This is a genomic window from Streptomyces sp. NPDC020681 (assembly GCF_044334895.1).
Lineage (GTDB): Bacteria > Actinomycetota > Actinomycetes > Streptomycetales > Streptomycetaceae > Streptomyces.
Genome location: NZ_JBIRTX010000023.1, coordinates 40,654 through 53,272 on the forward strand (window position 1 = coordinate 40,654; position 12,619 = coordinate 53,272).

The 12,619-nt window shown below is 71.1% G+C and carries 12 protein-coding genes; 6 read left to right on the forward strand and 6 right to left on the reverse strand.

Annotation, left to right across the window (positions count from 1 at the left end):
• Positions 1 to 206 precede the first annotated feature (206 nt).
• Positions 207 to 1,136: an ABC transporter ATP-binding protein gene (locus ACH4YL_RS34865; RefSeq protein ID WP_398511526.1), complete on the forward strand. Its 930-nt coding sequence runs from the start codon at positions 207 to 209 to the stop codon at positions 1,134 to 1,136.
• The gene (locus tag ACH4YL_RS34870) at positions 1,133 to 1,996 is read left to right on the forward strand and encodes an ABC transporter permease (RefSeq protein ID WP_398511527.1); all 864 of its coding nucleotides are present in this window, start codon (positions 1,133 to 1,135) and stop codon (positions 1,994 to 1,996) included. The genes ACH4YL_RS34865 and ACH4YL_RS34870 overlap by 4 nt, the downstream gene beginning before the upstream one ends.
• 79 nt (positions 1,997 to 2,075) lie before the next feature.
• On the opposite strand, the gene ACH4YL_RS34875 is transcribed toward ACH4YL_RS34870, so the two are convergent.
• Together ACH4YL_RS34875 and ACH4YL_RS34880 are read right to left on the reverse strand one after the other, a co-directional pair.
• The gene (locus ACH4YL_RS34875) at positions 2,076 to 2,726 is read right to left on the reverse strand and encodes a maleylpyruvate isomerase N-terminal domain-containing protein (RefSeq protein WP_398511528.1); all 651 of its coding nucleotides are present in this window, start codon (positions 2,724 to 2,726) and stop codon (positions 2,076 to 2,078) included.
• 87 nt (positions 2,727 to 2,813) lie between these two features.
• Complete coding sequence (locus ACH4YL_RS34880) at positions 2,814 to 3,857, reverse strand: NAD(P)/FAD-dependent oxidoreductase (protein ID WP_398511529.1); 1,044 nt, start codon at positions 3,855 to 3,857, stop codon at positions 2,814 to 2,816.
• A gap of 291 nt (positions 3,858 to 4,148) precedes the next feature.
• On the opposite strand from ACH4YL_RS34880, the gene ACH4YL_RS34885 reads away from it, so the two are divergent.
• A complete protein-coding gene (locus ACH4YL_RS34885) occupies positions 4,149 to 5,270 on the forward strand; it encodes a selina-4(15),7(11)-diene synthase (RefSeq protein WP_398511530.1) in 1,122 nt (373 codons plus the stop codon).
• A 19-nt stretch (positions 5,271 to 5,289) separates the two neighbouring features.
• Here the strand turns inward: ACH4YL_RS34885 and ACH4YL_RS34890 are convergent, their stop codons facing one another.
• The gene (locus ACH4YL_RS34890) at positions 5,290 to 6,132 is read right to left on the reverse strand and encodes an SDR family oxidoreductase (protein ID WP_398511531.1); all 843 of its coding nucleotides are present in this window, start codon (positions 6,130 to 6,132) and stop codon (positions 5,290 to 5,292) included.
• A 91-nt stretch (positions 6,133 to 6,223) separates the two neighbouring features.
• Here ACH4YL_RS34890 and ACH4YL_RS34895 point away from each other — a divergent pair, with 91 nt between their 5' ends.
• Together ACH4YL_RS34895 and ACH4YL_RS34900 are read left to right on the forward strand one after the other, a co-directional pair.
• Positions 6,224 to 7,210, forward strand: coding sequence for a helix-turn-helix transcriptional regulator (locus ACH4YL_RS34895; protein ID WP_398511532.1), 987 nt, complete (start codon positions 6,224 to 6,226; stop codon positions 7,208 to 7,210).
• Between the two features lie 86 nt (positions 7,211 to 7,296).
• Positions 7,297 to 7,803 carry a DinB family protein gene (locus ACH4YL_RS34900; protein ID WP_398511533.1) on the forward strand — a complete coding sequence of 169 codons (507 nt, stop codon included), beginning with the start codon at positions 7,297 to 7,299 and terminating at the stop codon, positions 7,801 to 7,803.
• A 12-nt stretch (positions 7,804 to 7,815) separates the two neighbouring features.
• Here the strand turns inward: ACH4YL_RS34900 and ACH4YL_RS34905 are convergent, their stop codons facing one another.
• The gene (locus tag ACH4YL_RS34905; RefSeq protein WP_398511534.1) at positions 7,816 to 9,828 is read right to left on the reverse strand and encodes a HelD family protein; all 2,013 of its coding nucleotides are present in this window, start codon (positions 9,826 to 9,828) and stop codon (positions 7,816 to 7,818) included.
• Positions 9,829 to 9,879: 51 nt separating this feature from the next.
• Complete coding sequence (locus ACH4YL_RS34910; RefSeq protein WP_398511535.1) at positions 9,880 to 10,500, reverse strand: TetR family transcriptional regulator; 621 nt, start codon at positions 10,498 to 10,500, stop codon at positions 9,880 to 9,882.
• A 151-nt stretch (positions 10,501 to 10,651) separates the two neighbouring features.
• Between ACH4YL_RS34910 and ACH4YL_RS34915 the strand changes: the two genes are divergently transcribed.
• Positions 10,652 to 11,659, forward strand: coding sequence for a zinc-binding dehydrogenase (locus tag ACH4YL_RS34915; RefSeq protein WP_398511536.1), 1,008 nt, complete (start codon positions 10,652 to 10,654; stop codon positions 11,657 to 11,659).
• A 142-nt stretch (positions 11,660 to 11,801) separates the two neighbouring features.
• On the opposite strand, the gene ACH4YL_RS34920 is transcribed toward ACH4YL_RS34915, so the two are convergent.
• A complete protein-coding gene (locus ACH4YL_RS34920; protein WP_398511601.1) occupies positions 11,802 to 12,605 on the reverse strand; it encodes a TetR/AcrR family transcriptional regulator in 804 nt (267 codons plus the stop codon).
• Positions 12,606 to 12,619: the final 14 nt, after the last annotated feature.

Genomic DNA, 12,619 nt, shown 5'->3' on the forward strand with positions numbered 1-12,619 from the left:
TTGGTGGATGGTCCGGTCCAGTGTGCGTTCACGATCAGTCCATTGCAACGGTACGTCGAGCAGGCGTTGCATTTACCGGCAACGTCATTGCAATCTATGGCGCATTGGCTTGCAATAGAGCGCCTTCACGCGCCGGAATTCGTTGACGGTGAACGAAAGGCAACGTAGCTTCGCGAACATCTGAAGGATCGCGAGAAGGTGACGGGATGAGGACGAGCGAGGAAGTCGTGCTCGATGTCGCGGGGCTGCGCATGCGCTACGGCGCGCACGACGTGCTGCACGATGTGACGTTCCAGGCGCACCACGGCGAGGTGCTGGCCCTCCTCGGGCCGAACGGAGCGGGCAAGACCACCACGATCGAAATCCTGGAGGGCTTCCGGATGCGGTCCGCCGGCCGGGCCGAGGTGCTCGGTTCGGATCCGGCGCACGGAACCGAGCAGTGGCGGGCGCGACTTGGGATCGTCCTGCAGTCCTGGCGGGACCACGGCAAGTGGCGGGTGCGAGAGCTGCTCGCGCATCTCGGTTCGTACTACGCCTGCTACTCCACCGAATTCGTCCGACGCCCGTGGGACGCGGACGAACTGGTGGCGGCGGTGGGTCTGACCGGGCACGCGGACAAGAAGATCCGGATGCTCTCCGGTGGCCAGCGGCGCCGGCTGGATGTGGCGATCGGCCTCGTCGGCCGTCCTGAGCTGCTGTTCCTCGACGAGCCCACCGCCGGTCTTGACCCCGTGGCCCGGCGCGAGTTCCACGGGCTCGTGCAGGACCTCGCCGAGGAGGGCGAGACCACGATCCTGCTCACCACCCACGACCTGAACGAGGCCGAGAAGCTCGCCGACCGGATCATGGTCCTCAACGGCGGTCGGATCGTCGCGGACGGCACGGCCGCGGAACTCGCCGAGCAGATCGCGGGCGAGGACGAAGTGCGCTGGACCCGCGACGGGCAGCACTTCGTGAAGTCGACCACCGAGTCCACCAAGTTCGCTTTCGAACTGTTCAGGCAGTACGGCGAATCGATCGCCGATCTCGAAGTCCGCCGGTCCTCGCTGGAGGACACGTATCTCTCCCTCGTGCACCAGGCAACCGCACCGGAAAAACCGGAAGAAGCGGAAGAGCCGGAAGCGGTGGCCCGATGAGTGCGACAACGGCGAACCCGACAGCTGCGGCGCTGCGCGCCGGCTGGTCCCGTGGGCTGATCGAGCTACGGCAGTCGTTCACCAACGGCGCGGATCTGTGGGGCCACTTCTTCTGGCCGGGGCTGATGGTGACCGTCACGTTCTTCCTGCGCGACGTGTCCTTCGGGACCGGCGGACTGCTGCTCGGCACCCTCGTGCTGCCGAGCATCCTCGGTATGAACGCCTCGATGGCCATGGTCAGCATGAGCCAGCAGCTCACCGCAGAACGCGAGGACGGAACCCTGCTGCGCGCAAAGGCGACTCCGAACGGAATGCCGGGCTACCTGCTCGGAAAAATCGTCTCGGTGTCCGGCGGTCTGATCGCCGACCTCGCGATCTTCCTGATTCCCGCCCTGCTCATCGTCCCCGGCCTCGCGGTCGGCAGCCCGGGTGCCTGGCTCACGCTGATCTGGGTGCTGGCACTGGGCCTGGTGGCAACGCTGCCGATCGGCGCGGTGCTGGGATCGGTGTTCACGAGCGCGCGCAGCCAGGGGCTGTTGACGCTGCCGATCCTCGGTCTGATCGCAATCTCCGGGATCTTCTACCCGGTCACGTCGATGCCGGAGTGGGTGCAAGGGATCGCCCAGGCGTTCCCGATCTACTGGCTCGGCCTCGGCATGCGTTCGGCGCTGCTGCCGGACAGCGCGGTCGGCGTCGAAATCGGCGATTCCTGGCGGCACTTGGAGACCGTCGGGGTGCTGGGAACCTGGGCCGTGCTCGGCCTGGCTCTGGCGCCGATCGTGCTGCGCCGGATGGCGCGGCGGGAGTCGGGGTCGAGCGTGGCGGTGCGCCGCGAGAAGGCACTGCAGCGGGTCGGGTAGGGACCGCGCACGAATCCACGATTCCACGAATCGACGCGCGGCAGAGCCCTGACCTCTGGCCCCTCAGCACTGCGCCGGCTCAGAAGGCAGAGATCGTCCCCGGCGCCCGTTCCGCGCGGCTCAGCGCCCGCAGTACGTTCGTCCCGCCGTGGCGGCGCACCGCCAGGCGGGACAGCAGGTCGATCACCGTGGTCATGGCGGCTGGCGGGAACTCCGGCGTCGGGAGGCCGACGCTGACCGCCAAGTCGTCGGAGTGGACCGCCAGTTCCATCATCCGGGTGATCAGCAGATCGTCGAGCGTCAGCGACCACGGGCCCCAGAACGGGATACGCACCGGCCGGTCCGGCGTCGGCCCGAGGCCGGCCGTCAGGGCCGGTTCCAGTTCCTTGACGGCCGCGTCGACGCGGGCCGCCAGTGCGGCGGGACCGTCGGTCGCGGTCTCTTCACCGCCCTGGCGGATACGCACGTTGATGTCGGCGTCGAGGTCCGCGCCGATCCATGACACCCGGTCGTAGTGTTCGAGCAGCGAGACGGTCGGCTCCTGCGGCACCGGTCCGGCGAGGATCTGCGGGACGGCCAGGACCTGGTACGCCAGGTGGCCGGCCAGGCCGCTCACGCCGAAGTCCGGCAGTGCACTCGGGCTGTTCCAGGCGGCGGCGACCGCCGGGTCGCGGAGCAGGTCCGCGGCCGTACGGGCCGTCGCCAGGAAGTCGTCTCCGGTACCGGTCATGGCCGCACTCTCCTCCTGAGACTCCTGAGACTCCTGAGACTCGTGAGCTGTGTGAAACAGGCTGCCACAGGCGGGAGTTCGGCTCGCTCAGAAACCGCGGCGGTTGCCCAGGACCCGCTCACTGACCTCCTGTTCCAGCTCCGGCGTGAAGATCTCGCGACGCGCGGCGACCGCCTGGCGCGTATCCTCCGCGATCAGGTCCGCGTTGATCGCCGCCGCGGCCCGCACACCCGCCGCGGCCGCGCCGATGACGTTGTCCGTCAAGGCGGTGACATTGCCGGCCGCCCACACGCCCGGCACCTCCGTCGCCCCCATCGGATCCGTCGCGATACGGCTGCCGATGACATGGCCTGCCATCTCCTGCTCGGTCACCTCGAGGCCGAGGCCGGCGAGGACGCCGGTGCGGGCCGTGAAACGCGGCGCGACCGCGAGTGCGTGGCACCGGATCGTACGGCCGCCGATGTGCACTCCGGTGAGCTGGTCGCCGGTCACCTCCAGGCCGGTGACCTCGCCGTCCACGACCGAGATGCCACGGGCGGCGAGCTGCTCGTACTCCTCGTCACCCGGCTCCGCCGCGGTGTGCAGGAACAGCGTCACGTCCTTGCTCCACTGCCGCCACAACAACGCGTGATGCACAGCCATCGGGCCGGTCGCCAGGATGCCGATCGGCTCGTCGCGCACCTCCCAGCCGTGGCAGTACGGGCAGTGCAGCACGTCGCGGCCGAAGCGCTCGGCCAGGCCCGGCACCTGAGGCAGCTCGTCGACGAGTCCGGTGGTCACCAGCAGCCGGGCCGCCGCGACCACCGATCCGTCGTCGAGTACGACGCGGAAGCCGCCGCCGTCCAGGCGCTCCGCCGTCGCGACACTGCCGTCGACGATCTCGCCGCCGTAGCCGGTCACTTCTGTACGGCCGATGGCCAGAAGTTGGCCGGGGGGCGTTCCTTCGCGGCCCAGGTACGTGTGGACACCTTCCGCCGGTGCGTTGCGCGGCCGGCCCGAGTCGATCACCAGGACCGAACGACGGGCCCGGGCGAGGGTCAGCGCGCCGCTCAGGCCGGCGGCTCCACCGCCGATCACCACCACGTCGTAGTTCTGTGCCGTATCTGCCGTTTGTGCCGTTTGCTGGGTCATGTGTGGCACCTCCGTTCCCGCCCGAAGGTGCACCCGCACCCCGTGGAGGAGCAAACATTGTTGCCGATACGGCAAACTCACCAAGAACGAACTACCTGACCAAGGGTCAAATACCGGCCGATCCCCAGGACGCCGTTGCACATGCTGCACACCCGCTGTGGCCTCATCAACATGTCGACAAGGCCCTATTGGAACGGCTGATTCTCGTGGGTACTATGCAGCGTAGTTGATCAGTTGCGTCCGGTAGTGCAACAGAAAAGTCGATATTTGTTTCGCAGAGAGGTGATCAGGGTGGGGCCCGACCTGACAGTTCCGCCGATCTACTCTCCAATACTCCCGGCGATCCACCCGAGCCACGCGGCCATAGACGCCCGGACCACCGCCTGGGCCGAGGCATTCGGCATCGGATCCGAGGAACTGCGCAGCCGGCTCGTACGCCATGACATCGGCACCTTCGCCGCCCGCGTCCTCCCCGAGGGTCGCGAGGAAGTCGTCTCGCTGCTCGGCGACTTCGTCCTGTGGCTCTTCGGCGTCGACGACGGCTACTGCGAGGAGGGCGAGATCGGCCGGCGGCCCGGCGAACTCGTCGCCGTGCTCCACCGGCTGCTGCGCGTCGCGCAGAACCCCGAAGTCCCCATGCTGCAGAGCGATCCGCTCGCCCGCGGCCTGCGGGACCTGCGGATGCGGATCGACCGGTACGGCACGGCAGGTCAGGCCGCCCGCTGGGTCGACGCCCTGCGCGAGTACTTCTTCTCCGTCGCGTGGGAGGCCGACCACCGGCGGGCGGGCACGGTGCCCGACCTGAACGACTACACCCTCATGCGCCTCTACGACGGCGCGACCTCCGTCGTACTGCCGCTGCTGGAGATGGGCCACGGCTTCGAACTCCAGCCGCACGAGCGGGACCAGGCACCGGTGCGTGCCGCGGCCGAGATGGCGTCGTTCATCATCACCTGGGACAACGACATCTTCTCGCACCACAAGGAGAGCCGCGGGACGGACTACTTCCTGAACGTCCTGCGAGTGCTGCAACAGGAGTACGGACTCGACCAGGACCAGGCGCTGACCACCGCGGTCGCGCAGCGGGACCGGGTGATGTGCCTCTTCCTGCGGCTGCACGACGAACTCGCGGTGACGGCAAGTCCGCAGCTGCGGCGCTATCTGCACAGCCTCGCCAACTTCATACGCGGCGCACAGGACTGGGGCATCAGCTCCATGCGCTACACCACACCCGACGATCCGGCCCTGCTGCCGTCGACCTTCAGCAACGCACCGACCGACGACAGCGAAGAACCGCTGGACATCCCCGTCGTCGCCTGGTGGTGGGACCTCCTCCAGCCCACGGCGGCACCGCTCGGCGAATCGATTCACCCCTGGGACAACCGGCCTGACCGGGCGTCAGCCCTCACCTGAACCCGTCCGACGCGGGGCCTCATCCGAAGGCAGCGGCATGGCGCGCCGCCCACTCCCCGAAGGCGCGCGCCGGGCGGCCCAGGAGCTGCTCGACATGGGGACTGACCCGCTGTTCGGCGGGCGTCGGCTCGCCGAGAACGGCAAGCGTGCCGTCCACCACCGGCTCGGGCATGAAGTTCAGCAGCTGCGCCCTGGCCTCGGCGCGGCTGAGCTCGTGGAACCGTACGGGCGTTGCGAGGACGTCGGCGATCGCCCGAGCCTGTTCGCGCGGTGAGATCGCCGCAGGTCCGGTGAGTTCGTACGTACGACCCGCGTGGCCGTCCTCGCGCAGAACCGCGGCCGCGGCCTCGGCGATGTCCTGCGGATCGACGACCGGCAGCGCCACGTCGCCGAAGGGCGCGGCGACCGTCCGCCGCGAGCGGACCGGGTCCGCCCAGGCGAAGGCGTTGGAGGCGAAGCCGGACGGCCGCAGCACCGTCCAGTCCGGGCCTGCGTGCCGTACGGCCTCCTCGAAGGCCCGCAGCGGTGCGTGCGAAACGGCATCGGGGCGGGTCCCGGCGGCCTGCGAGGACAGCAGGACCACCCGCCGGACGCCGCCGGTCTTCGCGGCGTCGAGGATCTCGCGCGGGCCGAGGCCCTCGCCGCTGCCGGCGACAAGGAGGAACAGCGCGTCGGCTCCGTCGAGTACGGGGGTGAGGCTTGCGGGATCGGACAGGTCGGCCCGGCGGTGCGTTACGCCGGCCCGGGCATCCGCGTCCGAGTCCGGCCGCCGGGACACCGCTGTCACCTGCTCGCCTGCCGCTGCCAGCGCTTGCACCAACGGCCGTCCGACGTTCCCGGTCGCTCCGGTCACCACGATCATGATCGACTCCACTCCGGTTCGGGGTTCTGAAAGCCATCCTGCGGATCAAAGAGGTCATCTCCTGGCCTGTTTGACGGGAAGAATGACCGGCATGAGAGCCGATCGCCTGGTGGCGGCGCTGCTGTTCCTGCAGACACGCGGGCGAGTGACCGTGTCCGAGCTGGCCGCGGAGCTCGAGGTGTCCGAGCGCACGGCCCGCCGTGACCTGGAGGCGCTGGCGACCGCCGGCATCCCGGTGTACTCGCAGCGCGGGCGCGGCGGCGGCTGGTCGCTGGTCGGCGGGGCCAGGACCGATCTCAGCGGCCTGACCGCCGACGAGATCCGTGCGCTGTTCCTGATCGCCGGTCCATCGTCGACGACGCCCGAGATGCGCACGGCGCTGCGCAAGCTCGTACGCGCCCTGCCGTCGACGCTTCGGTCCGGCGCGGAGGCGGCCTCGCAGGCAGGCGTCACCGACGACACGGACTGGTCCCGCTCCCCCGTGACCGCCGCGCCGCCGCACCTCGACGCGCTCCAGCGGGCGGTGGTCGACGGGACCCAGATCCGGCTCGGCTACGCCAGTCCCGGCAGGCCCGCGGGCGTACGGACGGTCCATCCGCTCGGCGTCGCAGCCAAGGCCGGGGTCCGGTATCTGGTCGCGGGCACGGACGACGGGCTGCGGACCTTCCGGCTCAGCCGTGTCACGTCCGTCGAGCCGACCGGAGATCCCGTCGTACGTCCGGACGGCTTCGACCTCAGCACCGCCTGGCGCTCGCTCGCCAACCGGATGGAGGACCGCATGCTCGCGGCAACCGTCCGGGCCCGCGCGGAACGGGCCGCCGAACCGCTGCTCCAGGGCCTGTTCGGCGGCCGGCTGCGGATCGTCCGGCCGCTCCCGGACGGCTGGACGGAGCTGGAGATCGACGGCCCGTCACCGGAGATCGTGGCCGCGCAGCTGGCGGGCCTCGGCTCGCGCGTCGAAGTCCTCGCGCCGCCGGAGGCGCGGGAGCGGCTGGCACGGCTGGCGGCGGAACTGGCCACGATGTACGGGCCGCCGGGCGGGAGCGGGCCGGGCAGGAGTCCCGACGATCCGGCGTGACCGCGGTGAACTCTGTGACCTCGGTGACCGCCATGACGTAGATTCCCCGCAGCCGTCGAGCCCGTGCGCCGCCGAAAGGACCCGCCTTGACCGTCAAACGCACAGCCCCGCCCCTCCTCGCAGGCGAGCGCGAGACGCTCCGCGCCTTCCTCGACTACCACCGTGCGACGCTCGCCATGAAGGCCGACGGCCTGTCCGACGACGAGTTGCGCCGGCAGTCCATGCCGCCGTCGACGCTCTCGCTGCTCGGCCTGGTGCGGCACATGGCGGAGGTGGAACGCACCTGGTTCCGCCGGGTGATCAACGGTGAGGACCTGCCGCTCGTCTGGTCGGACGAGGGCGACTTCCAGGTGGCGTACGACGCGAGCGCGGCCACACGCGCGGAGGCGTTCGACGCCTGGCAGACGGAGATCGAGCACGCGCGCCGGATCGAGAAGGAGGCGGAGTCGCTCGATGTGACGGGCCACCAGGCCCGGTGGGGCGAGGACGTGTCGCTGCGGCTGGTGATGCTGCATCTGATCCACGAGTACGCCCGCCACAACGGCCACGCGGACTTCCTGCGCGAAGGCATCGACGGCACCGTGGGCGCCTGACCTGGGCGCCGCTCACCGGGAGAACTCCCTTGGCAGCGGGCCGACATGGAGCACGTCCAGCCGGGACACCGCCCGCGTGAGGGCCACGTACAACCGGTGCAGCCCGCGGGCCTCCGCCGCCACGATCGCCGCCGGTTCGGCGACCACGACATGGTCGTACTCCAGCCCTTTCGCGACCGCCGCGGCCAGCACCGTGACCCGGGCGTCGCCTCCGAGGCCCGCCTCGGCGAGCGCGGCGCGCAGCCGGTGCGTGTCCTGCTCGTCGGCGATCACCCCGACCGAGCCCTCGCGCGTCAGCGCGGCCCGCACCGCGCCGACCACCGCTGCGGCCAGGTCGTCGACCCGGCGGATCGTCAACTCCCCGTCCCTGCGCAGCGACCGCGCCGGCGGCACATCGACGTCCAGCGCCCCCAACAGCCGGTTCGCGAGCGCCACGATCGACGCCGGGACCCGGAAGCCGGTCGTCAGCGGAACCACCGCCGCCTGCTGCTTGCCGAGGTGCGCCAGCTGCTCGGGCCAGCTGCGCGCCGCCCACTCGGTGGTGCCCTGGGCGAGGTCGCCGAGTACGGTCAGCGAGCCGAAACCGGCCCGGCGCGCGATAGCGCGGCACTGCATCGGCGAGAGGTCCTGCGCCTCGTCGACGACGATATGGCCGTAGCCGTCGGGCCGTTCGATCAGGCCGGCGAGCTCGTCGAGGAGTACGAGGTCGGCCGCGGTCCACTTGGCCGACTTGTACGAGCGCGGCGGCTTCGACCAGCGGACGGCGTCCCGCTCCTGCGGAGTCAGCAGCGGGTCGTCCGGGTCGGTGAGGAGCGCGGCCAGCACCTCCTCCGGCCGGGTCCGCGGCCAGACCGCGTCGACGAAGGCCGCGACCGCACGGGCCCGTCCGATCCGCTGCACCCAACTGCTGCTCACCGCCCCGGCGCGGCGCTCCGCCAGCAGCTGGACGGCGCGTACGGCACGGGTGCGGACGCGTTCGCGGCCGACGGCGTACGGCGGCGCCTCGGCGCGCACCTCGTCGACGATCCGCTCCAGCTCGCCGAGCGGAATCCGCCAGCGGTACGAACCGTCCGGGACGGCGAGTGGTTCGGCGGGCGGCGACACCCTGGCGTACAGCGCACGATGCAGTACGGCGGCCATACGGGCGTCGTGCTTGACGGCCGCGGCGGCCGCGGTGTCCTGCGCGCGCACCTCGTGGCGGACGATGCGGGCGATCTCGTCGTCGACGGTCGACTGGCGGATGTCGAACTCGCCCAGCGACGGCAGCACTTCGGAGATGTAGGAGAGAAACGTGCGGTTGGGGCCGAGGATCAGCAGTCCGCTGCGCCGGATGCGCTGCGGATACGTGTAGAGAAGATAGGCGGCGCGGTGCAGGCCGACGGCGGTCTTTCCGGTGCCGGGAGCGCCCTGCACGCACAGGGACCGGGCGAGATCGGACCGTACGAGATCGTCCTGATCGGGCTGGATGGTGGCGGCGATGTCGCGCATCGGGCCGACGCGCGGCCGCTCGATCTCGTCGGCGACGATCGCGCTCGCGCCGCTCTCTTCTCCTTCTTCGGCGAGGTGCTCGTCCTCGATGCCGGTGAGATCCGCCGAGTCGCCCGTGCTGTGCGGGGCCCAGCCGAACCGGCGGCGTACGGCGACTCCCTGCGGATCGCGCGCACCCGCCTGGTAGAAGGTGCGCGAGACGGGAGCGCGCCAGTCGACGACACGGGGCGGGGCCGCCGGGTGTTCGGTGATGCGGCGGCGGCCGATGTGGTAGCTCTGTCCGTCCCGGTGGTCGAGGCGGCCGAAGAAGAGCGGGGTGTCCGGCACTTCGGCCAGCTCCTTTGCCCAGCTGCGCAGTTGGTAGCCGAGAACTTCGGCGTCGGCGCCCGAGGCGAAGGCGTTCTCGCCGGTGACGACCCGTTGTGCGGCGCCTTCGACCATGCGCTTCATGGCGGCTCGGCAGGCGTCGTGGTAGGCGCGTTCCTGGTTCAGGGCATGGCTGAGTGCGTCATCAAGTGCGTCATCGAGTGCCGTCATTCCACCGAGAATAATGGATAACGTTACCGAGTAACATTTTTAACCGCGACTCTACTGGTTCGACTGGTTCAGGGCGCGGCGCAGCTGGTCGAAGGCGAGCCGGGCCGCGGCCTCCGCGTCCGGCCGGACCGCCACGGCACTCTCGCCGGCCGCCATCCGCCGCCAGTTCTCCTCCGCGAGAATCCGCTGCACGGCGATGATCTGCCCCGCCGCGAGCCGCGCCGCGAAACCTCCGCCGAGCGCCGTGGCCAGCGCCTCCTCCGACCTGCCCTGGTACCCGTACAGGCGCGCGACCAGGCTCGGAGTCCCGTACAGCAGCCGGTGGAAGGCGAGCACCTGCGCGTGGTCGCTGAGCCCGGTGACCGGGTCGTACCTCGCCAGGCCATCGAGGAAGTGGTGGTGCAGCGCGTCCAGCGGCGAGATCCCGGCCGGCCGGCCGGCCACGACGCGGGCGGCCTCGTCCTCGTGATCGGCGAACCGGTGCAGGACCAGGTCCTCCTTGGCCGGGAAGTACCGGAAGAGGGTCGGCTTGGAGACATCGGCGGCGGCCGCGACCTCGGCGACGGAGACCTGGTCGAAGCCCCGCTCCAGGAAGAGCGCGATCGCGGCCTCCGAGATCGCGCGGTACGTCTGCTGTTTCTTGCGCTCCCGCAGGCCCGTCTCACCGCTCATGCCCCCGAGCCTACGCATCTCGCACCCCGTCCTCCTGCCTGGCACCTCCTGCCGCCGGTCGGCCCTTGACCTCAATCGCACTTGATGTTCGAGGCTTCCCAACAGGGCGCCGGACAGGCCGGAAACGCCCGTCACGGAGGGTGTGAACGTCATGCGCGTTGCACAGGTCAAGGAGTTCGGCGGCCCGGAAGCGCTGGTCACGGCGGAGGTCCCGGACCCCGTCGCCGGGCCGGGATCCGTCGTCGTGGACATCGCCGCGATCGACACGATCTTCGTCGAGACACAGATCCGCGCCGGCGCCTTCAGCGAGCACTTCCCGGCCCGTACGCCCTACGTACCGGGCGGCGGCATCGCGGGCACGGTGCGCGCGGTCGGCGACGGCGTGGACGCGGCCTGGACCGGCCGACGTGTGATCACCTCGCTCGGCTTCGGCGGCGGCTACGCCGAACAGGCCGTGGCGCCGGCGGCCAAACTGGTCCCGGTACCGGACGGCCTCCCGCTGGAGGTGGCGGCGGCCCTGGTCCACGACGGCGTCACGGCCGGCGCGCTGCTCGAGTCCACCGGCCTGGGAGCGGGCGACCAGGTGCTGATCCTGGGGGCTTCGGGCGGCATGGGCACACTGCTCGTGCAGCTGGCGAAGGCGGCGGGAGCGAAGGTCGTCGGCGTCGCGCGCGGGGAGCGGAAGGCGTCGCTGGTACGGGAGTTGGGCGCGGACGCGGTGGTGGACGCGGCGGCGGGCACGGCGGTGGGCACGGCAGGGGACGTGTCCGGCGACGACTGGACCGTCAGGGTCCGTACGGCGCTGGGCCCGGCGGGCGCGGACGTGGTCCTAGACGGCGTGGGCGGCGAAGTCGGCCTCGCGGCCTTCCCGTTGACTGCGGACGGCGGCCGCTTCTCGGCCCACGGCGCGCCGACGGGCGGCTTCGCGCCGGTGGACCCGTCGGATGCGGCACGCCGCGGCATCAAACTGCTGGGCATCGCGGACGTCCAGCTCTCCGACGAGGAGTATGTGCGCCTGGCGGCAAGGGCGTTGGAGGTGGCGGCGTCGGGCAGCCTGCGTCCGGTGATCGGCGCGACGTTCCCGCTGGAGCGGGCGGCGGAGGCGCACCGGGCGATCGAGGGCCGGGAGCTGGTGGGGAAGGTGCTGCTGAGGCCGTGAGGGGAGTTGGGCCGCGGTCTCGGGGGGCTCTCCGGGGCACGGGCGGACCGGCAGGGCCGAGGCCCGAGGTCTCGCCGGGGCTCCCGGGCACGTGCGGACCGGCAGGGCCGAGGCCGCAGACCAGCGCCGGCCCCCGGTCGGCCTACTCCCTCCCGCCCCCGCCCCCACTCCCGCCCTCGCTCCCGCGGACGAGGACCTCGACCCCGTCCAGGATCCGCTCCAGCCCGAACTCGAACTCGTAGTCCGGCTCGTCCGGTTCGTACATCACCCCGGACTCCAGCAGCCGCGCCACCGACGGATAGCGGTCCGGGTCCGCGAGCCGCTTCAGCGTGGTGGCGTACCGGCGCATGACCTCCGCCGGGCCCACCCCGCTTGCCTCGATCGCCGCGCCCATGTCCGCCATCAGCAGTGCCTCGTTCCGCACGAAGCCGCTGACCAGCAGGATCACCGAGATCTTCGTCCCGTCGTCGAGGCCGGTCTCCGCCAGTGCGACGAGGCCCTGTTCCCACCAGGCCACGTTGTTCGGCGTGGCCGGCGGGCCGGAGATCGGGATGCGCAGGACCCACAGATTGCGGTGGAAGACCTCGCGCTGCGCACGGGCCCAGGCGGCGATCGCGTCGCGCCAGCCGGTTGCGGGGTCGGGCGGCGGGGGCGGAGTGCCGATGACGGCCTCCTGCATCAGGATGTAGAGCTCGTCCTTGGCGGCGACGTACCGGTACAGCGACATCGTCGAGACGCCGAGTTCCTTGGCGACGCGCCCCATGGACACGGCGCCGAGCCCCTCCGCCGCGGCGAGTGCGACTGCGGCGTCGACGATCCGGTCCAGGCTCAGACCGGGCTTGGGCCCTTTGGCGGGGCGTTCGCGCAGCCCCCACGCGGCTTCGATGCTCGCGGGCAGGCCGGTTCCGCTGTCCTTGTCTCTGCCGTCCCCGCTGTCCGCCGCCATGCCCTCCGCCTTCT